The sequence below is a fragment of the Microcoleus sp. K4-B3 genome, from assembly GCF_036704615.1.
Classification (GTDB): domain Bacteria; phylum Cyanobacteriota; class Cyanobacteriia; order Cyanobacteriales; family Microcoleaceae; genus Microcoleus.
Map to the genome: position 1 here is coordinate 1 of NZ_JAUBSF010000101.1, position 23,333 is coordinate 23,333.

Here is a 23,333-nt window from a genome sequence, read left to right on the forward strand (position 1 = left end):
TTCATCCCAAAAGCGCTTCGCTTCCAAGTTTTCACAACTGATAAAAAAATCCGACCCACATCTGCGGAATGTGGGTTTTAACTAAGGATTGTTGGAGATAGCGCACGTTTTGATTGGCAGCGGTGCTATTATTTCGTTGGAGTGTTGGCAGTGAAGAGCAAATAGGTAATTGAGCGTAAATTGAATTTGTGGTTTGCATGGTTTGATTGGGGGTTAGTGGTTTGCAAGTTGTTTGAACTTGCTATTCCCCAGTTGTAGCTGTGAGGCGAAGTGCTTTAACAGTCGCTTTTTATAGTGACGCTTGTCTGGGGTAGCTCAGATGAGTGACAGCCCGCTATCAAATCCGTTTTGTAGAAAGTAATTGTCAAAGACAAACAGCAGCCAATTTCCATTTTTTATCCATTTTTAGCATTTTTGCTGGAAGCCCCACACCATACCTTTACGGCTGTTAGTGCCGGGATGGATAGGCGGATTGACGTAGGTTGGAGAGTCAATCAATCTTGTCACGGTGTACTCGATCCACTCTTGTAAAAACTGAGTAACAATTTTTTCTATAGAGGAGGCAAAAATACTGTATTTAAAGCTAGTTAAAGATTTGAGCCAAAAGGGCGATCGGGAAAAGTGGTAGGGGGTTGGGACTTTAACTTAGAAGTGATATCGTAGTATCGGTAGATAGTAGATTTGCGGCTGTCAAACAATTTCAGAATTGAATCAATAACAATTTCTGTAACTATCGGGTTAAAGTCGGAAATAAAGTCGTCGGCGTTTAGATTGTGTTTAAAAAATTCCTTAGCTCGATCGCACTGATACCGCATTTCGTCAAAGCCAACAATTTTCACAACAAACGTTGTCAGTGGCGAGTTCTCCAAATCGGTATTAGAAATGCTTTTAGCCCGCCCATTTTCTAATAAATTCAATACTTCCGCTTCTAAATTACTTTTAAGTTCGTAAGGTTTCTCTATTTCTGGAAAAAAGCTTTCCAGGCGCACGCAGTTAGCAGATTTATCCGGAATTCCTCCCATCATCATCGCCAGAGAAACATCGATCCCCAAACCCGAAGAAAGAGCTTCTAGCAGGGCGAGAGCAGGCAGTTTGCACCCCAAATAAAGCTTTGCAATTTCGAGATTGTACTTAGCAGTTGTTTCCCAGCGCTCATAGGTGCGATCGTCTGGATATCCATCAAACTGACGGAAAATTATCTCTGGCTTGAGATAATTCAGAAAACCTTCCATCTTCAGCAAAGCAACTCGGTAGTCGCGAACCGTGTAAAAACCGCAGCAGATGAGATTGTGATTGGTTTCCGGCAGTAAATTCCAGGTATTGGCCAAAAAATGGGCTGAACTATGGTGAGCAAAACTCATCACGTCCCGGTTAGAAATTCGCACAGATTTTTTAACCGTTTCCCGCATTTGCTCGTCAGTCAAACTGAGGTTAAACAGGCTATTTGTTGCTTGCAAGCGGTCATAAAGGCGCTGGCTTACCGTTACTCCGGACTCGGCGGCGCGAAACGGAATTGTTGCTTCAATGCAGCTTGCAATTTGAAGCAATTGCTCGCGTTTGAGGAATGGTTCTAGAGCTTTGGCTGCTACCACAGCGCTGAGAAATTCGTTTTGTCCGGAGAAAGGATTGAGAACTTCGCCCGGTTCAAAATTGAATACCAGCATTACCATCTCGAAGATAGCATCCGCCGAAAGTTCAGCTTTATCCCGAATTTGTAGCTGTTTGTTAACCTCTTTTGCAACAGGAGTGATGTAGTAGCTGACGTTAAAGTTAATGCTGCGATCGACTTGCACGTAGACGGTATCGTGAAATAAAGCTGCCAAAACCTCGATCGCGTCTTCATCTCCCCCCACATCAAAAATATGTTCGGGAGTGTGAAAAAACCGCCAGGGCCCCATCATCGGCTGAACAATCAGTTCGGCAATCCGAGCAAGTTCACTTGGTTCGACTTTTGCTTCTAGGCGATCGATCGCCCAAATCAGCTTTTCTAAGCACTGTAAGTAGGCTTGTTCGCTATCCATCACAGTCTTTCCCAATAACGTTGCTGTCAGTCGATTTTAGATTTTAGATTTTAGATTTTAGATTTACTCCACAGATTAATTTGGGAGTTTGTACCTGAGTCTAAAATTTTTATATCTCCACGACAGGAGTCGTTCGCAAGTATCCGTTTTTGGGCGGGGTTACGTCAGCCACCACCCTGTTAGTTTGATTCTTTCGTAGATGCGCCCCGGCTTTTTTGAGTTGGGATTTTTGAGCTTTATATTGAATACTTTAGCTGCAATTTAGGATGCAAATACTAACTTACAATCAAATTAATTTCCGGTAGCCGATCTCCCCTGTTTTCCTAGTCGAATTAGCACAAAGTATGACAAGTAAATTACATAGATTCCTAAACCTATCAGACCCAACAATCCCAAAAATTGAGGGTTTGCCGTAGCGTGAAACATTTGTTTGTACAGCCAAGGTGGATCTAACCAAACGCGGCAAAAAGGTTCGTCAATTATCTGAATTTGAGATTTAAAGGCACAGCTTAAAAAGGGAAGTTGAGCTAGAGCGCCCAAACCGCTGTAAACAGTAATCGCCCACCGCCAAGCTGTAAAAGCCAGTTTCAGGGGCGACTGCGGTCGATCGGCAATTTCTTCGTTTAAATCCTCCCAAAACCACAGACTAGCAGGAATCAAAGCCCTCCCAATCACCGACGACACAAAGCTCACAGGCAGCGCAGCCATCATCAGGTAAAGTGTAATTGCCAGCAAACTCGCCACCCGCCAATAAATAATCGACAAACGGACGATCGCCTCAGCTTTTGCCAAAACAGCCCAAATCAGCACTACCAGCGGGATCGAAATTGTTAATAACACAGACAACCGGTAATCCATCCAGACTAGCGGTTGAAACCAAGGCCCGGTGGCTGCCAATAAAAGACTCAACATCTTTGGGAAAATATACTCACTTATTTGTCACAAATTTTACTACAAAAATGCTAAAAAATCAGCAACCAGAACAAGGTCTTAATGTTCCTGTTGCTGCTACCTTTTCTAGGGTACTTGGCGCGCTTTGAAAGGTACTTGAGACATCATAGAGGGTCATAAGCTTGGGTTAAAACTGTTTATTCCTCGGATCTCCCATTCCCATCCTCCCAACCAAGGCGCGTGCAAGAGCAAATTCTTGTCCCCCTTGGTTCGGGGGGCTAGGGGGAAGCTGGCGGATTTGAACTGTATGGGGATAGAGGGCAAATCTCGCCATTACCTAAAGGCTCAACCCCTAAAATAAAATTCTCCCGCGCCAAAAGTTAGATTTCGGCGCGGGAGGTTCGGCATAGAGCTAAATGGCTCGTTTATTCGTCGTAGATGCGGCACTCAGCAGCGTCAGGATTGTCGTCGCAATATTTTTCAAAAGAATTCTTAGGTTTGACTTGCTTTTGGTGGGAAGCTTCTGCTTGCAGTTCTTCAACTGCGTCCCACGCCGCCGCGCATTCCCCGGAAGCCGCGCCCTTGAGGTCACAGACGTTACGAGCGCTTTCTAGTTCTTCTTCAATTTTTTCTTGGATGTTGCCTGCGGGTGTTGTTGTCATAAAACTTGTTGGTATGAAAGTGTAGGAGAATATGGTTGTCCCCGACCTATTTCTAGGTAATGTTAGCTTCGCCAATGTTTAGTGAGCTTGTTCGGCTAACGGCACATCCTTAACCCAAATAAAGATGTTTAACCGTTAACGACAGAGCAAGAGATTAGCGATCGCATCCGCTTGGTGTCACAACTCAAAAAACGTAGACCTCTAAAGTCTTAGGCTGGTCAACTGTGGTTTAAGTCTTAGGCTAGAAGCTAGCGTGTCTTTAGACCTGGGTCGTTGACCTTATCAAGTAAGAAAGGTTTTCTTTTTGGATGTTAGTTTGGGTTGGATTTGCAGTTTCGGTCTGGCGACCCCAGCTAATAATAGCTTGAGATGCGCTGCTGTTGCAGCAGCCCAGATAGAAACCATCAATAACTGCGATCGCAGCAGCCGTCTCTACTTCCTGCTTTACTCTAGCCCGTAGGCGGGTTCTAGTCCACAGGCATCAATGTAGGTCAAGCCGACCTTACTTTTGATGAAAACATTACACGAGGTTGATGTGTCAAACTGTATTGAGCTTTATCTTTTAAGATTTAGCTGAACACGGCATTTAACACTTAAAAGATTAATCTGACTCTCATGTTAACTTATGTTAACACAAGAACGGCGATCGAGGGGGAATCGATCGCCCAAGAATACCGTCCCCCCAGCGGTCAGTTCCGGTTAGCCTAATGTATAGAGATAGTTTTATAGAGAAGTTTGCCAGATGTACACCGAAAACCAAATGCAATGGGTCAGCGCTTTATCAACCCGTCCGTCTTTGGAATCAGCCCTCAAAGAAGTTGTAGAACAAACCGATCGCGACCTCGAAGGCCGGGCCGATTTAGCGCTGATATTTATCTCGTCTGCCTTTGCCAGCGAGTATTCTCGGCTGATGCCTTTACTCCGAGAACTGCTGCCGGTGCCGGCGATCCTGGGCTGCGGCGGGGGAGGAGTCATCGGCACGAACCGGGGCGGCCTCACCGAAGAAGTCGAGGGATCTCCCGCAGTCAGCCTGAGTCTGGCGCGCTTGCCGGGAGTGAATGTCAGAACTTTTCACGTCGGTGCAGAAGAACTGCCGGACTTAGACAGTCCCCCGGATACTTGGGTGGATCTCTTGGGCGTGCCGGCCCAGGAAGAACCGCAGTTCATCATCTTGGCTGACCCCTTTTCCGCAAAAATTAACGATTTGCTGCAAGGGCTAGATTATGCCTATCCGGGTGCGGCGAAGGTAGGGGGGCTCGCCGGCGGGGACGGTGCGGGCAGGGGCGCGGCGCTGTTTTGCGACTATCAGCTTTACCGAGAAGGGACGGTTGGGGTAGCTTTGAGCGGCAATATAGTTTTGGAAACGATCGTAGCTCAAGGCTGCAGGCCGATCGGGCATCCTTATCGGGTGACGGAAGGAGAGCGCAATATTTTGCTAAAACTCGAAGAACAAACCGACGATAGCGGCAGCGGGGGCATCGAGCGATCGCCCTTAGAGGCCCTGCGAGAGTTAGTTCAAACTTTGAGCGAAGAAGACCGAGAATTAGCTCAGCACTCGTTATTTGTAGGCTTAGTCAGCGATGAGTTCAAGCTGACATTAGAGCCTGGAGATTTTTTAATCCGCAATCTGTTGGGAGTAGATCCGAAAGTGGGAGCGATTGCGATCGGCGATCGAGTCCGTCCCGGACAGCGCATCCAATTTCACCTGCGGGACGCGCGCACCTCCGCAGAAGACCTAGAAATGCTGCTCGATCGCTATCAGCGGGCCGCCGAGTACAGCGGTACATCTAGTGCCGGCGCCTTGATGTTCTCTTGTCTGGGGCGCGGCGAAGGGCTTTACGGCCAGTCGAACTTTGACTCCCGACTCTTCAGCCGATACCTCAAAAACATCCCCTTGAGCGGCTTTTTCTGCAACGGCGAAATCGGCCCCGTCGGCGGCAGCACATTTCTGCACGGCTACACCTCCGTATTCGGGATTTGCCGCCAAAATTCATAATTTGTGAACTGTTGACTGTTAACTGATGACTGATGACTGATGACTGTTAACTGTTAACAATCTAAAATCTAAAATCTAAAATCTAAAATCGATCGACTGATGACCAATAACTAAAAGCGGCAGTCGCCTGCCGCTTTTAGCTTTAACTAGATGTCAGGAAACCTTAGAAACTAAAGGTAGTACGCAGGACTCCCACCCAGATATCGTCGTTGTTTTTGTTGTGTTCGGGATTCATAATCACGTAAACGCCCGGTGTCACTGAGATAAAGTCATTGACTTGGAAGCGATAGAAACCCTCTAAGTGATAAGAGGTGTTGCGGTCTCTGGCGACATCACTCTCAGTAACTTTTGGCGGTACACCGAAGACGAAGCCGAGGAGGTTGCCTTGGCGGCCAAAATCTGCCAGGGCCAAAGTGATAGCACCATTCTGGATGGTCGCGTCATTGTCGCCGCCCCGAAGTTGTTCAGCCTTGCTGTAACCGTACCAACCGCCAAGCTGAAAGCGCTGGCTCGGTTTGAAGTTAACTTGCACCCCAAAGTTATCTGATGCGGTGGGTGATTGACCGAAGGGCCGATTAGCCAAGGAACTGCCCGTACTGCCCATGATGCCAACATCGCCGGCTCGATTGTATTTCCGGGTGTAGCTAACACCAACGTCAAAGGCTTTGCCCAGAGATAAGTTGAGCTGGCCCAAAGCGCTGAAAGAACCGTCGAAAATGCCCCTGCCATCGGCTGGATTGGGAGCGTCGCCGTCGGAAGCAAGATAAGCTACGGTGGCTCTCACGGGGCCTAACTTGTATTTGATAGCAGCACCAGCTCCTTCGGGACCGCGGAACACTGCTGGGTTGTAACGTCCAAACCTGGAGACAGCACCGGTGCCACTAGCTTCCAAGGGAGAAGTCAGCTCAGCAACGTCATCGAGCCTCAGTCCTCTCGGGCCGAACCAGACTGTAGCGTTGCCTGCTGGAAAGCGATACCACAATTGATCGAGGGAGAATTGGTTGCCGTCCTCGCCGTCAATGGCGAGACGAGTCATGTTAGTACCAGTAGTAGTGGCTGTACCGTAGTTGGCGACGTTTCTAGCTTGCAAGCGGGTTCTGAGCAAGTCTCGACCGGTGAAGCTGGTGTTGAAGTTCAACCGCACCCGGTAGCCGAGGTTGGTGACAGTTTTGTCGTCGTTAAGGCCGACACCATCTCCGAAGGTGTCGCTGGCGATAAAAATGGCTTCTCCAGCCAATTTGGTGGTGGTGGAGAACTGGTTGGCTTCGAGTTCTGCGGTGCGAGCTTCTAGGCCGTCTACCCGTCCGCGCAGGGTAGCGAGTTCGGCTGCAAATTCTTCTTGCAGGCGTTGCAGGATGGCTAAGTCGTCTCTGGTGACCAAGTTACCTGTTGACCCAATTAGCTGGGTTATTTTGTCTAAGCAAGCGTTGACGCCGGCTGCAAATTCGTAGCGAGTCAGGGCGCGGTTGCCGCGGTAGGTGCCGTCGGGATAGCCTACGATACAACTGTAGCGTTCGACTAGGGATTGCAGGGCTTGGAATGCCCAATCAGTCGGCCTCACGTCCGATAGCTGAGAGACAGATGTAACTTGAGACATGGTTCCCGACTGTTGAGTCGGCTGTGCTTGGGGAGCAACAGGGACGATCGGGCCGCCCATTCCTGCCGGTGCTGTCTGAGCAATTTCTACCTTAGTAGCTGGGGTGCTGGCGACTGCTGGCACTTCAATAGTAGCTGGGGTGCTGGCGACTGCTGGCACTTCAATTTTCCCAGCAACTTCTGTCTGGCTGCTTTCCACTGCCAAGTCTGATGCTTGGGGCGACGCTTCGGCTGTGTCTGCTGCTGCCAGGGGTTCAGTCGCTGCTGCTGTGCTGGCGGGAGCGATTGGGGCTGCTGGCTCGATGTCGCTCCCTGTTGTTTGCAGTGCTGCCGCGCTGGTGTCTGGTTCAATTTTGGCCAGTTTTTCAGGGTCTGCGGAGTTGGCGACCGGGGTTTGATCTGCCTCTGCGCTGCTGTTTAAAGCTAGCTTTTCTGGGGTCGCAGGGGCTGCTGCAACTGGTTCTGCAACTGGTTCTGCAACTATTTCTGTAACTATTTCTGCAATTTTTGACTCAGATGACTGAGCTGTAGCTAGCTGGTTGGCTTCAGCGGTTGCTGGAGCTTCTGCGGCGATCGCAGCGGCACTGACGACTGATGATAGACCCAGAATTGCCGGGGATACTAGCAGTAAATTCCACAAAGTTCTGTTCATTTTCCTCACACCTTCACACTCTATTCAACTCGACGAGCAGCAATTCCCAACTGCTAATTTTTGTGGTTGCTTGCCTGTTGACAATAACTGCCAAAATAGAACCTATCCATAACTGTTGATTCACAGTTGATTCACAGTAGGCGTGTCTACTTCTGCTTGAACGTAGGGGGCTGGGCCCTTGTACCGCCCAGGCATCAATTCAGGTCAAGCCCACATTACCTTACGGTAGATTATACCATCACCTGCTAATTTCATCTCTCGATCGCCAGATTTGTTTGAGTTGCTCTGCTGGCGATCGACAACTGCTTGTACGGGAGCGACCACAATCTGCCTCAAACTGACAACTGCCCAGAGTCCTCAGTTACGCCAGACTTAACAGACAGTTATAGGTAGGATAGTGGATGCTTGTCGCATCCCTTATACAGCTTTCGATCCTCTTATGTCAAGCTTTTTAACCTAACTTTAAACCTCGCGGCCCGGAAGAGGCTATTTCCCGCCAGGAGTGACGAACTGAGGGATCGAGGCTGGTAAATTTACCTCCTCCGGGCCCAATTTCAGACTTGACTAATTTTAATTTTCTGATGCCCCCAGCAGTCGGGACTTGCCAGGGCGATCGCCATTTTTGATACCGCCCGTCGGCGGGTTTAATTTCCTGCTACTTTAAAACAATTTTTTTGGGTCTGGCAGTGGCAGCCAACTGAATGTCTATTAGGTGAAATTAGAATTTTGCGGCCTCGCTGTCTGGCGTTTCACAATCAGTTTTTTTTGGCACGGCTTCTGGTTCTCAAAGCACCTTTCCTCTGTGATTTATGCCACTGCCAAAGTATCCATTGATTCTGCTGGCGTTCATGAAGCCTCAACCAGGTTTGAGGAAAGCAAATACTTGGTTTTAGGCGATCGCTCGAAGTTAAAAAACCCGGTTGATGAGAGAAAGGATCGCATCCAAGACGGTTCTAACTTGCTAACAGCACAAGTAAATGCCACCAGTTATGGGAGGGCGATCGAACAACCTGTAGATTTAGCCGTACACTCGACCTTTATATACTATGTTACATTGAGGCGTACCATCTATACTATTAGATTTTTTGACACCATATATAATAGAAATTAAAAGTAAACTCCGGCTTTTAATAGTTGTATTATTGCTATTAGGAGTGCTCTTTCGATTCATCAACATCGACAAAAAATATTATTGGTACGATGAAGCATTTACTTCCATGCAGATTTCGGGATACACGCAAACAGAAGTGCTTCATGAAATAAGCAGCGGTCAGTTAGTAGCGGTCCAAGATTTGATGAAATATCAGCGCCCCAATGCGACAAAAAATTTTGGCGATACTGTTAAAAGTTTGGCAAGTGAAGAACCTCAACTGCCTCCACTGTATTTTCTGACAGTCAAGTGTTGGGCAAAACTATTCGGTGATTCTCCCGCAGCGACGAGAAGTTTCTCAGTTTGGATAAGTTTGTTAGCGTTTCCTAGCCTGTACTGGCTGTGCCGAGAATTGTTTGCACCGCCGGAAGTGGCGTGGATAGCCGTGGGATTGGTAGCAGTTTCTCCCTTGCACGTGCTTTACGCTTAAGAAGCCCGTCCCTACAGTTTGTGGCCGGCGCTGATTTTGCTTTCTTGTGCGTCTCTGCTGCGAGCAAAGCGGCTGGAAACTAAGCTGAGCTGGAGCATTTACGCAGTAGCAAATATTCTGGCTTTTACACTCATTTATTTAGCCTGTTAGTTGCGTTCTGACACGGCATTTATCTAGTATAAACTCAAGGTTTAAGGTTAGATAAAAAGGTAGTGAGTTACTTAATAGCAAGTGCCGTGTCGTTGCTAGCATTTCTGCCTTGGATGGGAATTTTACTGGTGAATAGAAGGGCAGCATCCGGGTCAAGAAATTGGGCAGATCTAGAAACTACCAGGCTATCTTTAGTTAAGAATTGGCTCGAAAATATCGCTCGCGTTTTATTTATTTTGGGCTAAGTTCTCATGCTCGATCGATATATCTTATTAGTTTAGTGGCAGCTACTTTAATTTTAGTAGCAATCGCAGGCTACGCAGTTTATTTTCTGTGTTCTGAGACGAACAAACAGGTTTGGCTGTTTGTGGTGACGGTGATGGCGGTGACAGCACTGGCAGTGGTGCTGCCGGATGTTATATTGGGAGGAATCCGATCGACTAAAGCTCGCTACCTATTTCCGACTTATTTGGGGATGCAAATCGCTGTTGCTTATCTGTTAGCGACTAAAATTAGCGCGCTGTGCCAAGCTGGAAACGGCAAGTGTGGAAAGTTCTGACAGTTGTACTGTTAACGGGCGGGGTTCTGTCAAATGCCGTTAGTTCTCAAGCCGAGACTTGGTGGACTAAGGAATGGGGCCGGGAAAATCCCGCAATTGCTCGCAGGATCGATCGCACTCCAAAGCCCCTGGTTGTCAGTGATATCTCGGAAGTTAGTTTAGGAAAGATACTCTCAACGAGTCATTTTTAGCACCGAAAGTGCGGCTGCAATTGGTCTTGCTTGACCCGGAAGCGCGCAGTCGGGCTCAGTTGTTTCACAGACAAACTATACCCAAGATTCCTAGGGGTTTTACTGATGTTTTTGTCTGCAGGCGATCGCAGGGATTTAGTGCTAAGCTGGCGAAAATACAAAACTTGAAAATCGAACTGCTGTCAGAACAAAAAACCGAAACGCTGTGGCTAGGCAAGTTAGTAAAAGAGTGAGGGTTTATGGAAGATTTTGGTATTATTATTGCCTGCTGCGACCAGGATTATCTGTTTGCTAAGGGTTGCTGTGCTAGCATCCGATATTTCCTGGGAGATGTGCCGATTTGTCTGTTGATTGACGGTACGTTTTCTGTGAGTGCTTTGGAAAAGTCCTATGGGGTGCGAGTGATCGATCGCACAACGGTTTCTGAAGAGGTTCTCAGAAAAAGAAGTTTTGGTTGGGGAAAAACAAAAATGATTGCTTTTTGGGAAAGTCCTTGGTCAAATTTTATGGTTTTGGATGCCGATACGATCGTCTGGGGCGATGTCCTCAAATTGGCTAACTTTCAAGACTTTGATTTTATTGTAGACAAGCCTTGTTACGATTACCCGGATGCGGATGTTTCGGAATTTTTCTTTGACATTCCAGGCGTTGAGAAGCATTTCCCGAATTTTCGTTGGTCGGAATCGCGATCGAACTATTTCTGCACGGGTACTTTTTTTGCTAAACGCGGCGTTTTTAGCTTGGAAGAATACGTGGAAATTTTAGATTTTACGGCTGCAAATCCGGGGATATTTAAGTACGGAGAAATGGGGTTTTTGAACTTTATGATTTTCCGGGCGGCGCAAGAAAAGCGGCTGCGGGTGCAGAATGTGGATATGCAGTTGTTGGTGCCGGATTTTGACCAGGATTTGTTGAGAAAGCGGTTTCCGGTTGAGTCAAGCGGGCCTGGGGGCGATCGCACTCAGGCGACTGTGATTCACTGGTGCGGGCCGAAGCCAAGTTTATCTAGTGGGAAAGTTTACTCGGAACCGATGAATTTTTGCCGTCGCAAGTGTCAGGAGGATGTTTGGAACCGCACGGGTTTGGAGGCCGAGATGTCGCTGCAAGTTGAGGATTTACAGCGATCGATCTACGTGTATAAGAATAAGTTTAAGAAGAAGTTTCGGCAGTTGACTGGTAAGTAGACTAGGACTTGCGGGCGCGAGGCGAGAAACCGGGAATATCCCTAGATTTCTCGCCGCCAAATCCAGCTTTTTCTAATAGTGTTCGGTCAAGAGGCTTTTTAAAACCACAGACGATCGCCGATGAATCGAGATGTTAATTGCGGTTAACCTTCGAGGGGCAAAGTTGGTCCGGCTGGGGGTAAAACTTGGCGGTGAACGCTTACTTTGTGACTTTCCCGCTGAGTTTGCATTTCAACGGCGATCGCCTCAAATTCGACTTCCATGCAGCCGTAGGGAATCTCTAACTCGATACTTGCTCGGACGTTTCCCAACCCGTTAGGTTTAAATTCGGTAATCCAGCGCGGGCCGTCGAGAATCAGGTAGGTTTGCCGATCGTACACCCAAACTTTTACATAAATCCGGGGCATTAATTCCGGCAGTTGCACTTGCACTTTTACCGGCCCGCCGGCGAGGATTTCGGCCCGCGGCAATTCCAAAATTGGCATCGGTACTAACTCGTCTTCTGGCAAAACGTAGGGAGTTGGCGGAGTTACTTCTGCTGCGACAGTTGCGGTTTTTTGAGCAGCTTGTTTCGGCTGCGGGGGCTCGTCAAAAACGACAAATTCTCTGGCTTCCGGGCTAGTAGATTTGGGATCGGAAATTGTTTCGCTGGTTTCGGGTTGCTGCTGGGTTGGGCTGCTTTCTTGCACAACGGCAATTTCGTCGCTGCTATTGGCGGTGGCTTTTGGAGTTGGCGACAGGGCGGTTGCTTTCAGCCATTCGGGGGATTCGCCGTTGCTGGCTAAGGAACTGAGTCGCGACCAAAATCTATTTTGGACGTTTAAGGTTTGAAATGCCTGTTTTGTCGGTCCTGCCGGAGCTTCTGGGGCTGTTGTTGCTAATTCGGGGATATTTTCTGGTTTTTGGTCGATCGCTCCGATTTCCGCTGTTTGAGTGGGATTTGGGAGGTCTAAAGGTTTGGTCTGTGGGTCGATCGACTCTGCGGCAGTTCGAGGCGAATTGGAGATTTCCGAAAGCAATTGCGATCGGCTGCTGTCGGGCAGTTTGTTACCGAATGCTGGCAATTCTAGGCCGCCTGCACTTGGGGTCTGACGGGAACTCAGTTGAGGGGGTAAGGGCTCGTTTGTTGGAGATTCGGCGGGGGAAGGAGGGTCTAAGGATTTTTCTACTAGCTTGAGAAAGGATAGATTTGTGGCGCTCCGAGGCTGTTTTGAGGCTGTTAGGGAGGGTTCGGCTTGATGCTTTTCTTCGATGAAATTGTCTTCAATTGCTTCTAGAAGATGCTCTAAACGGGCTGTAATTGTGAATGCTTTGGTGGCTAGGGTAACGCTGCCGCTGCTGAGAATAGCTTCTCCTAATATTAGGCGGCTTTTGCACTCGGCTGGAATGTAGGTGACGCAGGCAAAGATGCAGGGGGGAGCTTGTTCTGGCATCGGTTGCTGGATTTCTGCGAGAATTTGCGAGGTTTGGGGGTCGCGCAGGTAAATTTGCAGTTGTGATGAACCGATGAGTTGTTTGAGTTCTAGCGCTTCCGATTCGGGGATGAGAGTTGCTGTTTTTCTGGTTGTTTGGGGGGTTTGGGGAATGTCGATTTTGCCGGAAATGATTAAGGGGCGACCGAGTTGGGTGACGAAGGTTTCTCGATCGAGGGCGAGTTCGAGTTTGACGCCCGGTTTGGGTTGGGCGGTTGGGGGAGTGGGGAATTGGTAGATTTTGGCCTGCTGCGGTGCTGTTAGGGCTGCTGGGATTTGGGTTGGTGCGGGGCGATCGACCGGTGCGGCGATTTGTGGGGCTTCGCGATCGGCTGGTGCTGCGATTTTTGGTGCTGCGGCGGAAGTTGCGGGTTCGGTTTGGTCGATCGGCGGTAGGGGTTCGGAGGTTTCCGATTCTGCAGGCAATACTTCCAACTGAACGCCGTACTGCCAAGGTTTTACGGGTGTTGATTTGGGATCTGGCAAGCAGGAGAGTTCCCACAGTCCGGGCTTGAGCCTGGTGTAGGGAATGATCACGACTAATCCTTCGGGGTTGGTGCGGGCCGATCGGCTTTGGACTTTCCGCTGCGCCCCTTCGTCGAAGGAAGTATGGGTAACGCGAATTTCGATGTCGGTGTTGGGGTGCTGAATGCGAGCAACGACGCGGTATTTGCCTTCTAGAATTTCCACGTCGGCGGTTTCTAGGGGCAACCAGGCGCGATCGCCTTCTTTCTGTAGCAAAAATTCTAATTTTTTCATCTTTCTTTCCCCTTGAAGGCTCCCGCTCGATCACAGGTTGGTGGTGGTTTGTTTAGCGACAGCTACAGATATTCAATTACTTATGTTTTATAGCCTATCACCACTGTCGGTCAAGAGACCCACTTACCAAGGACTGCCGATAATGCTGAAAGCTGCCCAGTAGTAAGGATGGGATAAATCTTTGCTGTCGAGTTTGGGGATGGACGGGGGCAAGGGAGTTTCGCCTCGGGAACTTCGCAGTTGACCGCGTTCGATCGTCACTTTGCCTTCAATTGCACCAATTTGTGCTTGCCTGAGAGCTTCCGCTTTAATGATTGGAAGGTCTTTTGGCCTGCTGATTTTTAACTGCTGGTAAAACTCTGTCATCATGGCGAGAGTCCCCGCATCGCTGACGTACCACAGGCTGGCGAGGGCTGATTTTGCTCCCGATTGCAGTGCTAAACCGGCAAATCCGAGTTCTGCTTCTTTGTCTCCCAAGGCGGTTCTACAGGCGCTTAATACTAATAGTTCAAGGGGCGGATTGTTCCATTTTAAATCTCTCATTTGATCTAGTCTAAGTTGCGTGTCCCAAAATTGAATGTAGGAGTTATTTGGGGTTCCAGGGCGGAATTCCGCGTGGGTGGCGAGGTGGATGATTTCGTATTTTTGTTGCAGCCGCTGGGATTGCAAGTTTACTATGGTGAAATCTTCGTTGAGAAAGGATTGACCGGGCCACTGTCGGGCGATCGCGCCGAGTTCTAATGGGACTGCTGGCAGCGGTTCTTTGTTTGCCGTTTCTGCGAAATCTGATGCTCCCATTGCTAGGACTTGGGCGTTTCTGAGGTCGGTGTAATTGCTGTCTGTGAATTTGAAGGCGGGGATGCGGGCGAGGCTGTATTTTTGGATCAGAAATTGCTGTCCGTCGTGCATTGCTGCTAGGGGTACGGTTCGCAAACCTTCGCCGACGCAGAACAGCAAGGTTTCAATTCTTGCTGTTTGCAAATCTGTTTCTAGGGGTGCAATTATCCACTTGTAAAGTTGTTGGGCTGTTTCTAGATAGCTGGTGGTGTTGATTTTTACGGGGTTGGTGATTTCGCTGCTGAATTCTTGGACTACTGAGAGCAGTTTCTCTTGTTTGGCTTCCGGGACGCTGCGGTGAATGGGCGGGCGATCGGGCAATATTAAGATTAATTCTAGTTGGTCGGTGCGCGGGATGGCGTAAATTAAAGCTGGTTTTTTCTTTGTTTGAACTGCTAGGCGGGAGAGAGTTTTTGATATTGCTTGGGCGGTTTTCGCACGGGCCCTAAAGTCTTGTTCAAAGTATTTTTGATAGTCTTCTTCCCAGTCTTGTTCGATTCTGGTTAAGGCTTCGGTGAGGTTTCCCCGATCGAGTAAATTTCTCATTTCTTGCCCGTTAAGCCCGCCCTGACCTGTGTTTTGGGCAATTGTAGCGAGGTTCGCGGTGCTCCAGCAGAAAAATATTGCTGTCAAACAGTAAAAAATAGCTGTTTTAATTTTTCTCTGAGCCGTGTGTTTTTGAGGTTGCTGCGGGGATTTGTAGTGCATGGTTTTGGGGCGGTTAGTGGCGAAGTTGGCGGCAGCAGTTGGCAAAAGTTGGGATGTGGGTGGGAATTTTGACTGTGCTGGCGATCGCGGCACGATTATAGCATTCAAGACCAAGCGCAAATATCTACCGTAGGGTGTGGACACCAGCACCAACCGAGTCCCGCACCAAGACATTCACCCTTTATGTAAATTTTTGTAAATTATGCAAAAATTTTGCATAAACAGGACTTACGCAAAAACCCGGTTTCTTCAAGTCAGTCCTGTTTTTTCCATAGCAGCCAGGTACATTTAATCGGCATTACCTATACGGGCGTCTTTGATTTTTGCGACACATCCGCAGTTCTCAGGTTGAATCGGGTTTTGTCTTGATCTTGAGTGAGGAATATCCTGAATCGAGCGCCCATATATTGAGTGATTGCAGTAGATATATTCTCTGTATTTACTGATTTTAAAATAGTTAGGTTTTTTAGCGCCAACTTATATCGTTTCTGGTTGCACTCCTTACGATCTAGAGGAGACGGCAGTGCCGTTTCCCTACCCGGATTAATTGTAGGGAAACGGCACTGCCGTGTCCTGGCTGTCGGTAATATTAATTCCGATGCTACCGGATTTGATATTACTTAAAGCTGGACTGATTAATTGTTTTGCCTCGGATATCTGCCCGGTTATTTCGTACAATTGGCCGAGACAGCCTTTGGCATAAAATGTTGCCCGCAAATCTCCTAATTTTTAAGCATCATTAACGGCGATTGCCAAGATTTGAGTAACATAAATTAATGCCGTTTCTTCGACATTTGTGCGTGCCACGGGCGGGAAGCCCGCGCTCGCTCTGCGGTTAAAAACTTTAAAATTTATCGCACTTTTCCCGATCGATCCAATAAGTGTGGTATAGATCGCCCACACTCCTAAGTTATAAATAAAAACACCTAATTATTTAGAGAATTTTATGCTATGGGTCGATCGCTTTTTACTTATTTTTTCTTGCTTCTCTTCTAGGTAACTAAAGGCTTCTTCCTTCTGCTATAGATTGTGTGCGATCGCACCGTGCCAAGTGCGATCGCGATCGGACTGGGGAACGTGTCTTAGTATTTCTTCACATATCCTGATTTCGGTCTATGATATATGCCTTATGGCGTCTTTGTGTTTAAAGCCCGTTACCGCGTACCGCTGATGAGTCAATCAACCAATTCACCGCTATCCCAACCAGTTTCTCGAAGAACCGCCCTCAAATTCCTCGGAGTCGGTGCCGCAGGCGGGCTGCTGGGCTACTCTCGATTTTCCAAGCCAGAGCCCACCATTTTTGTGCAAGATTCTCTTGACTTGCCGCGAATGCTGAATCAGCGCAAAACCGTTGCAGTTGTAGGGGCAGGCTTGGCCGGGCTCGCCTGTGCTTACGAACTGTCCCAGCGGGGTTTCGCCGTAACATTACTCGACAAATCGCCCCAACTCGGCGGTAAAATTGCTAGTTGGCCGATACAAGTCGGGAACGAAACTTTTATGATGGAACACGGTTTCCACGGTTTTTTCCCGCAATACTACAACCTCAAAAGTGTGGTTGAAGAACTAGAAATTACCGATAACTTTGTATCTTTAGAATCCTACGCCGTTGTGTTTCGAGACGGCAAATACAAACCCGAAGTTTTCCGTCCCAACCATTCAGCTTTCCCCTGGAATATAGTTGATTTGGGGATATCTTCTCCCAATCGGCTCAAGTGGGGAATCAATCTGACAAAACCCGCTCACTGGCAAGTATTTCGGGAAATCGGCGGTTTTCAGACTAAAAAAACTTTCGATCGCCTCGACAATATATCAGTTGCCGACTGGGTAAAAGGTGAATTTCCGCGCGGACTTTATGACTTGTATTTTCTACCTTTTGCCAAGTCCAGCCTCAACGCTCCCGACGAATTGAGCGCGGGAGAATTAATGCAATTTTTCCACTTTTACTTTTTCGGAAATCCAGAGGGTTTGGCATTCAGCGGCACGCGGCAAGATATGGGCACGAGTTTGGTGCAGCCTATTGCCAGATCCATTGAAAGCAAAGGTGGCAAAGTATTGACAGATGTCGCAGTCAGTGAGATTCGCTGGGAAAACGGCAAGATTGATTCTTTGACTTACCAGTCGGGAGATGTGCAAAGTAAAATACCTTTTTGGGTGAAGCGAAACGCGCTGTTAACTGACAGCAACTCTGCCGAATATTTCGGCGCTGGGGACAGTGTATTTGCCGCCGCACCGTCGGGGAAAGAGGCAATTTCTCTGAGCTGCACTCACCAAGGCTGCACTGTTCAGAAACAGAACGACGGTCAATTTCACTGTCCTTGTCACGGGGCAGTTTTTGATGCCGAAGGGCGAGTGGTCAGCGGGCCTGCTCAGCGGGATTTGCCTCGATTTAAGGTAGTCGATGAAAAAGCAGATGAGGTACAGTTGGCCGCAGCAGTTAACCAATCGCAGCCGCAAAATTTGGGAGAAACATTGAAGGCTGATTACTATGTTTTGGCGGCAGATGTTCCCGGGATGCAGCATTTGTTTAGTTTGGCCAGCGGTGAGGTGAATTCCCAGGTGCAGAAGCGGATCGAGAGCTTGAAAATAGCCGATCCGTTTGCGGTGGGCCGTTTTTGGTTCGATCGCGAATTTCCCTGGGAACACAGCAATTTCAGTTCGCTTTCCGGCTACAAACTGACTGACAGCATTACGCTTTACCACAAAATTCAGGATCAGTTTATCGAGTGGAATCAGAAAACTGGCGGTAGTGTTGTGGAACTGCACGCTTATTGTTACAAGGAGAAGGAATTTCCGAACCAGCAAGTTTTGCTGGCGACTTTTGAGCAAGAATTGTACGAAATTGTACCGGAATTAAAAGAGGCAAATATGCTGCACCGGGAATTGGTAAATCAAAAAAATTTCTCTGGATATCCGCCCGGTAGCTATGCAGAACGACCAGAAACTTGCTGCGCTGTTCCAAATCTTTTGTTTGCGGGAGATTGGGTAAAAATGCCGTTTCCTTGCGGTTTAATGGAAAGGGCAGTGAGCAGCGGTTTGTTGGCCGCTAATGCTATTTTATATCAGGAAGGTTTGCAGAGGCGATCGCTCTTGACGGTAAATCCCGAAGGCGTGTTAAAAATCTAAGGTTAGCAGGGGGGCGGGTTTTATAAATCGTCAATTATCGGCTGCTATTGTCGGTGAAACCCGCCCCCAGCCATATCATTTTAAATTTTAGATTAAAGAATTGAATAATTGGGAATGACTGATTATATAAGGGTTTGGAGCTTTACTACAGTTGCATTCTTTTTTTAAGATTAGTTACGGTTTGTGGGTGCGGTTTCGCTGAGGAGAAAAGGCAGAGCTTGCGAACCAAAAAAATATCTGCGTTGAGCGGGGTGAATATGCGGTTAAAATATTATTGAATCAGTATAAAGCAATAATAGATGCTGAAGAGTAACTGCACAATTCGCAATAAACCTGTAATGTTTGATGCTTTTGCAACAGAATACGATTTCGCCGCCACCTTGCAAAACCAGAACGATTTCTTTACTAAAAACCTATCGACCAGCAAAGGTGCAGCATTAGATATTGGATGCGGTTCGGGAATTCTTGCTTTTGAATTAGCCCAGTATTACGATAATGTAGTCGCCGTAGATTTTTCAGCAAAAATGCTGGCTATTGCCTGTCAAAAACGCTCAGCCCCCAATATCGAATACATTCAAATGGATGCCAGTCAATTAACGTTAGAGCGCAAATTTGATTTAATAGTTAGTGCCGCCACTTTTCACCACTTGCACAATCTTCCCACCATCCTCTCAACCATTAAAAAAATGTTAAATCCGCACGGCAAAGTCGTCTTTTTAGATAATATATCGGAAGTCGAAACACCTGCTACACTAGGCTACATATTAGGTGCAGCGAGAGATTTTATTCCCGACTGTTCCAAATACGGATTTCGCAATGCTTCAAGATTATTAAGATTTAGAGTGTCGCCAAGCTGGTTGAAGCATTTAGCTAGCGACAGGTATTTGTCAGAAGGGAGATTTAGAAAAATTTACGGTCGTTGCTTTCCGGGCTGTTATTTTGTAAAATTGGGTTGTTTTATGGGCGTAATTTGGGAACATTTGTAATGCAAAACAACGCGATACAATCGGTAGCTGCAAGGGGACAAAAAACTCACATCCGCCAGTTGGGAATTAATCTGGATCGGTGGTATGCAATCGCCCGCAGCACTGAAGTGCAAACTCAGCCGCTAGCTGCGAAAATCTGGAATCGGGCGATCGTACTTTTCCGCGACAGTGCAGGCAAAATCAACGCTTTAGAAGATAGATGTCCGCACCGGCAAGTTAAACTCAGCCACGGCCGAGTTAAAGGCGATTTAATCGAATGTGCTTACCACGGATGGCGGTTAAATGCAAGGGGAGAATGCGCCGAAGTCGATTATTTAGCAGAAAATCAAAAGCTACCTAACTGCAAAATTCGCTCCTATCCAGTCAAGGAAAAAAACGGTTTTATCTGGGTGTTTCCCGGCGACGAAACCCAAGCAGAAAAAACTCATTTACTGGATTTGCCAGAGTGGGAACATCTCAATTATATTGCCACTGTTTCAGTCATCGACTGTCAGGCACACTATTCATTTTTAATTGAAAATTTGATGGATATGTACCACGGACACTTGCATGATGATTGGCAAGCTTGGGCAAATCCGGTGTTAGATACTTTAGAAGAAAACGAGCATCAAGTAACTGCTCGCTATCAGGCACAAAGTTATTACAAAATAGATAAAATTTGGTCAATTTCTCAGTTGTTTTTTAAATCTCTGCGCCGACTCCACCCGGAACCGCTGGAAGTGAGCTATGTTTACCCGCACTGGGTTTCAACTTTGGGGAGCGACTTTAAGATTTACTGCTTGGTTTGTCCGGTCAGCGAGACAGCAACTCGCGCTTATTTAATTCACTTTACCTCATTAAATGCGTTTTGGCGGCTGCACAAATTGCCGGTTTGGTTTCGCAGGTTTATCAAAGATAGTTTGTTCGGTGCTGCTCAAAAGTTATTAGATGGTTTGGTGCGGCAGGATGTGTTAATGATTGAAGAAGAACAGCAGGCTTTTTTGCAGAATTCAGAAAGAAAGAGTTATGAATTAAATCGAGCTTTAGCCAGCGTGCAAAAGTTGATGAGAAGTCAGGCGGGAAATGGGTAATTCAGTCGCCAATTGAAATCTACGGCGGGACGAATGAAACCAGTCTGCACAGGCTAAGTTGAGAGTTAGCTCTTCTAAGCTTGAGCATGGTATTCTTGTAACAGAGAAAATTGACTTTCGAGAAGCAATTACCAACCACACCTAACACAGGACTCCAGCATGAACCGTGTCAGCATCAAGGGTGAGGAACACCCCATTAGAAAAATCTTTAGCGATGACTTTATGTTCACCATTCCCCTCTACCAGCGTCCTTATGCTTGGACAAATGAGCAAGCTGGGGAACTGCTGGAAGACCTGCTAACATCATTGGGAGATGGTAACGACACGATTGATAAACTCAACCCATACTTTCTAGGCAGCATTGTTTTAATCAAATCTGGGCCGCCTGATGCTGAAATTGTAGATGGTCAGCAACGTCTAACAACTCTCACCATACTACTAGCTGCTCTCAGGGCATCATTGCCAACAGAACACGCCAATGACTTGACCACTTATCTATATCAAAAAGGCAGCTTAATCGCGGGTATAGATAATCGTTACCGTCTGACTTTGCGCGAGCGAGATGCAGACTTTTTCAAGGAATATATTCAAAATGAAGGTGGTATTAACAAGCTCAAAAAATTGAACAATGCTGAGCTGATGGATAGTCAGAAGCTTATTAAAGAAAATGCACATTTATTCTTGCAAAGTTTGCAGACTATCGCGGAATCCCACCGTATACGTCTTGCCCAGTTCCTCATTACCCAGTGCTTCTTGGTAGTGGTTTCTACGCCTGACTTTGACTCTGCATATCGGATATTTTCTGTGTTGAACAACAGGGGATTGGATCTCTCCCTAACTGATATCTTGAAAGCGGACATTATTGGAAAAATACCAGAAGGGCAAAAAGAAAAATATACTAAAAAGTGGGAAGATACCGAGGAGAATCTGGGACGCGAGTTATTCAAAGACTTGTTTTCTCATATTCGGATGATTAAGGAAAAGAAAAAACTTAGCAAGAGTATCCTTAAAGAGTTTCAGGAAAACATCAATCCTGCTGCAGGGTCTCAGCAATTCATTGATGAAATTTTAGATCCTTATGCTAAGGCTTTTTCCGAAATTCAAAACTTAACCTATGAAAGCGAGCGGCGTGCCGAGGAAATAAATCAACTATTTAAATGGTTAAACAAGATTGATAATTTCGACTGGATACCGCCTGCGATTCTCTACCTATCTCGCAACCGTAATAGCCCCGATAATTTGGTGCGTTTCTTTATAGATTTAGACCGCCTTGCCGCAGGTTTAATGATTGTCCGCGCCAATATCAATGAGCGCATTGAACGTTACAGTAGATTGCTTACTGCTATTGAGCAAGAGGAAGATTTATTCAATTCCTATTCACCGCTCCAGTTTACTCCGGAAGAGTCAAACAATATCCTTAGAGTCCTCGATAGTGACCTTTACCTAATTCAAAAAATTCGTCGTTATGTTTTGCTGCGTTTAGATGCTGCTCTATCAGAAGGTGAAGCATCTTACAACTTCTCCAACATTACTGTCGAGCACGTACTTCCCCAAAATCCCGGCGCTAATAGTGAGTGGATGAAGTGGCTTCCTAGTCAGCAAGAGCGCGATCAATATGTGCATCGTCTTGGCAACTTAGTTTTGCTATCTTGTGCGAAAAACACTCAGGCACAAAATTATGATTTTGATGTGAAAAAACAAAAGTATTTCACTACTAAGACAGGTGTTTCACCCTTTGCACTTACTACCCAAGTGCTGCGGGAACAGGAATGGACGCCAGAAGTAATGGCTCGACGACAGAAAGAGCTGATTAATGTTCTCAAGAATCTTTGGCGCTTATAGGATAATTGAATTTGATATCAAATCGCTATTATCTGTCCATCAGCACAAAACCATTTGCGTCCATCTGCGGTCAAAAAAATCTAAATTCCGCCAGCACAAACTTTACTTTTTAGGCCGCTGCTGCTGGTAAACGCTGATAACTTTATCGGCAAAAGTAGCAGTTGCGCCACTTTTGCAAGCTGCGGAGTCCCCTGTCATCCACCAGCAAGCGGCGCGGCGTACTGCGGTTAATTCATTGTTGCTGCTAGCTTTGTATTCGTCGCGCAGCAAATCGCCCACGATACAGGTAACAATTGATTTGGCTTTTGTCGCGTCGGCCTCAAATTGTTGGGGTGTTAAATCTTGTTTGGTACAGAATTTTGCCCAGCGGGAAATATTGTTCGGTAAAACTTGCCACTGACTGTACATTCCGTCATTTGCTGCTTGTGGCGGGGCGGCTTGTCGCAGCGCTTCTACAAGGGCGGAAACTTGCGCGTCGGTGACTGATTGCGCTGCTGCTGGAAGTGCTTGCAATCCGAGGCTAATTATCAGGCTGCCGAATAGTAGATTGGTTTTTGCGATCGATTTAAAATTCATTCACAATGCCCTGTTTGATTTAAAGTTTGTTTCCTGAAACAAGGTTTACTATTTTGTCGATCGAATACCTCTGTCTTAAGTATGATTTGCCGACTTAATGCACGGTCGATCGCACTTACGATAGAAATTGTTAATCAAGTACGATAAAATCATGGAAGTACAACCCAGGGAAATTCGCAACTACCTGAGAGCAGATGGGACAAATCCTTTTGAAGATTGGTATAACTCGCTCCGGGATACCACAGGCAAAAACAGGATTCGGTTAAGGCTTAAGCGAGTCATGACTGGTAATCTAGGAGATTGTAAGTCCGTCGGAGAAGGAGTTTTTGAACTCAAAATTGACTTTGGCCCTGGATATCGGCTTTACTTTGGACAAGTCGGGCTGACAATTGTACTTCTGCTAAGTAGGTCGGCGAGAAAAAACAAAACTATGTTAAGATAGATAAAGAAAGATATATCTATAGTGAGGCAACAAATA

Annotated in this window: 22 protein-coding genes; 13 read left to right on the plus strand and 9 right to left on the minus strand. The window is 46.9% G+C overall.

Features of this window, described 5'->3' with window-relative positions:
• Positions 1 to 587: 587 nt before the first annotated feature.
• The 3 genes from QUA78_RS27775 to QUA78_RS27785 all read right to left on the minus strand — a co-directional run bounded on the left by QUA78_RS27775 (position 588) and on the right by QUA78_RS27785 (position 3,574).
• On the minus strand, positions 588 to 2,021 hold the full coding sequence (locus tag QUA78_RS27775; RefSeq protein WP_333303686.1) for a hypothetical protein: 1,434 nt from the start codon (positions 2,019 to 2,021) through the stop codon (positions 588 to 590).
• Between the two features lie 291 nt (positions 2,022 to 2,312).
• A complete protein-coding gene (locus tag QUA78_RS27780) occupies positions 2,313 to 2,933 on the minus strand; it encodes a DUF3177 family protein (protein WP_333303687.1) in 621 nt (206 codons plus the stop codon).
• A 404-nt stretch (positions 2,934 to 3,337) separates the two neighbouring features.
• On the minus strand, positions 3,338 to 3,574 hold the full coding sequence (locus tag QUA78_RS27785) for a Calvin cycle protein CP12 (RefSeq protein WP_172188240.1): 237 nt from the start codon (positions 3,572 to 3,574) through the stop codon (positions 3,338 to 3,340).
• A gap of 304 nt (positions 3,575 to 3,878) precedes the next feature.
• On the opposite strand from QUA78_RS27785, the gene QUA78_RS27790 reads away from it, so the two are divergent.
• Positions 3,879 to 4,034, plus strand: a complete 156-nt coding sequence (locus QUA78_RS27790) for a hypothetical protein (RefSeq protein ID WP_333303688.1) — start codon at positions 3,879 to 3,881, stop codon at positions 4,032 to 4,034.
• Between the two features lie 282 nt (positions 4,035 to 4,316).
• Positions 4,317 to 5,570, plus strand: a complete 1,254-nt coding sequence (locus tag QUA78_RS27795) for an FIST N-terminal domain-containing protein (RefSeq protein ID WP_333303689.1) — start codon at positions 4,317 to 4,319, stop codon at positions 5,568 to 5,570.
• Positions 5,571 to 5,733: 163 nt separating this feature from the next.
• Here the strand turns inward: QUA78_RS27795 and QUA78_RS27800 are convergent, their stop codons facing one another.
• Together QUA78_RS27800 and QUA78_RS27805 are read right to left on the minus strand one after the other, a co-directional pair.
• Positions 5,734 to 7,818, minus strand: a complete 2,085-nt coding sequence (locus QUA78_RS27800) for an iron uptake porin (protein WP_333303690.1) — start codon at positions 7,816 to 7,818, stop codon at positions 5,734 to 5,736.
• A gap of 204 nt (positions 7,819 to 8,022) precedes the next feature.
• Complete coding sequence (locus QUA78_RS27805; protein ID WP_333303691.1) at positions 8,023 to 8,154, minus strand: hypothetical protein; 132 nt, start codon at positions 8,152 to 8,154, stop codon at positions 8,023 to 8,025.
• Between the two features lie 466 nt (positions 8,155 to 8,620).
• Here QUA78_RS27805 and QUA78_RS27810 point away from each other — a divergent pair, with 466 nt between their 5' ends.
• From QUA78_RS27810 to QUA78_RS27835, 6 genes are all read left to right on the plus strand, one after another.
• Positions 8,621 to 8,929: a hypothetical protein gene (locus QUA78_RS27810; protein WP_333303692.1), complete on the plus strand. Its 309-nt coding sequence runs from the start codon at positions 8,621 to 8,623 to the stop codon at positions 8,927 to 8,929.
• A 43-nt stretch (positions 8,930 to 8,972) separates the two neighbouring features.
• A complete protein-coding gene (locus tag QUA78_RS27815) occupies positions 8,973 to 9,398 on the plus strand; it encodes a glycosyltransferase family 39 protein (protein WP_333303693.1) in 426 nt (141 codons plus the stop codon).
• A 430-nt stretch (positions 9,399 to 9,828) separates the two neighbouring features.
• Positions 9,829 to 10,107 carry a hypothetical protein gene (locus QUA78_RS27820; RefSeq protein WP_333303694.1) on the plus strand — a complete coding sequence of 93 codons (279 nt, stop codon included), beginning with the start codon at positions 9,829 to 9,831 and terminating at the stop codon, positions 10,105 to 10,107.
• Positions 10,092 to 10,298 carry a hypothetical protein gene (locus QUA78_RS27825; protein ID WP_333303695.1) on the plus strand — a complete coding sequence of 69 codons (207 nt, stop codon included), beginning with the start codon at positions 10,092 to 10,094 and terminating at the stop codon, positions 10,296 to 10,298. Before QUA78_RS27820 ends, QUA78_RS27825 begins: the two co-directional genes overlap by 16 nt.
• Positions 10,299 to 10,306: 8 nt before the next feature.
• On the plus strand, positions 10,307 to 10,531 hold the full coding sequence (locus QUA78_RS27830; RefSeq protein ID WP_333303696.1) for a hypothetical protein: 225 nt from the start codon (positions 10,307 to 10,309) through the stop codon (positions 10,529 to 10,531).
• A gap of 6 nt (positions 10,532 to 10,537) precedes the next feature.
• Positions 10,538 to 11,482: a hypothetical protein gene (locus QUA78_RS27835; RefSeq protein ID WP_333303698.1), complete on the plus strand. Its 945-nt coding sequence runs from the start codon at positions 10,538 to 10,540 to the stop codon at positions 11,480 to 11,482.
• A gap of 143 nt (positions 11,483 to 11,625) precedes the next feature.
• On the opposite strand, the gene QUA78_RS27840 is transcribed toward QUA78_RS27835, so the two are convergent.
• The 3 genes from QUA78_RS27840 to QUA78_RS27850 form a co-directional block, all read right to left on the minus strand.
• Entirely contained in the window at positions 11,626 to 13,713 is a 2,088-nt protein-coding gene (locus tag QUA78_RS27840; protein WP_333303699.1) for a hypothetical protein, read from the minus strand.
• 123 nt (positions 13,714 to 13,836) lie between these two features.
• Complete coding sequence (locus tag QUA78_RS27845) at positions 13,837 to 15,432, minus strand: CHAT domain-containing protein (protein WP_333303700.1); 1,596 nt, start codon at positions 15,430 to 15,432, stop codon at positions 13,837 to 13,839.
• 369 nt (positions 15,433 to 15,801) lie between these two features.
• Positions 15,802 to 15,975 (minus strand): hypothetical protein, encoded by a 174-nt coding sequence (locus QUA78_RS27850; protein WP_333303701.1) that lies wholly within the window; start codon positions 15,973 to 15,975, stop codon positions 15,802 to 15,804.
• A gap of 453 nt (positions 15,976 to 16,428) precedes the next feature.
• Here QUA78_RS27850 and QUA78_RS27855 point away from each other — a divergent pair, with 453 nt between their 5' ends.
• From QUA78_RS27855 to QUA78_RS27870, 4 genes are all read left to right on the plus strand, one after another.
• A complete protein-coding gene (locus QUA78_RS27855; protein WP_333303702.1) occupies positions 16,429 to 18,381 on the plus strand; it encodes an FAD-dependent oxidoreductase in 1,953 nt (650 codons plus the stop codon).
• Between the two features lie 299 nt (positions 18,382 to 18,680).
• A complete protein-coding gene (locus QUA78_RS27860; RefSeq protein WP_333303703.1) occupies positions 18,681 to 19,367 on the plus strand; it encodes a class I SAM-dependent methyltransferase in 687 nt (228 codons plus the stop codon).
• Positions 19,367 to 20,437: an aromatic ring-hydroxylating dioxygenase subunit alpha gene (locus QUA78_RS27865; RefSeq protein ID WP_333303704.1), complete on the plus strand. Its 1,071-nt coding sequence runs from the start codon at positions 19,367 to 19,369 to the stop codon at positions 20,435 to 20,437. Before QUA78_RS27860 ends, QUA78_RS27865 begins: the two co-directional genes overlap by 1 nt.
• A 159-nt stretch (positions 20,438 to 20,596) precedes the next feature.
• Positions 20,597 to 22,279, plus strand: a complete 1,683-nt coding sequence (locus tag QUA78_RS27870; protein WP_333303705.1) for a DUF262 domain-containing HNH endonuclease family protein — start codon at positions 20,597 to 20,599, stop codon at positions 22,277 to 22,279.
• A 102-nt stretch (positions 22,280 to 22,381) separates the two neighbouring features.
• Here QUA78_RS27870 and QUA78_RS27875 read toward each other — a convergent pair whose 3' ends face one another.
• Positions 22,382 to 22,855, minus strand: coding sequence for a hypothetical protein (locus QUA78_RS27875; protein WP_333399137.1), 474 nt, complete (start codon positions 22,853 to 22,855; stop codon positions 22,382 to 22,384).
• Between the two features lie 151 nt (positions 22,856 to 23,006).
• Here QUA78_RS27875 and QUA78_RS27880 point away from each other — a divergent pair, with 151 nt between their 5' ends.
• A complete protein-coding gene (locus tag QUA78_RS27880) occupies positions 23,007 to 23,297 on the plus strand; it encodes a type II toxin-antitoxin system RelE/ParE family toxin (RefSeq protein ID WP_333399138.1) in 291 nt (96 codons plus the stop codon).
• Positions 23,298 to 23,333 lie beyond the last annotated feature (36 nt).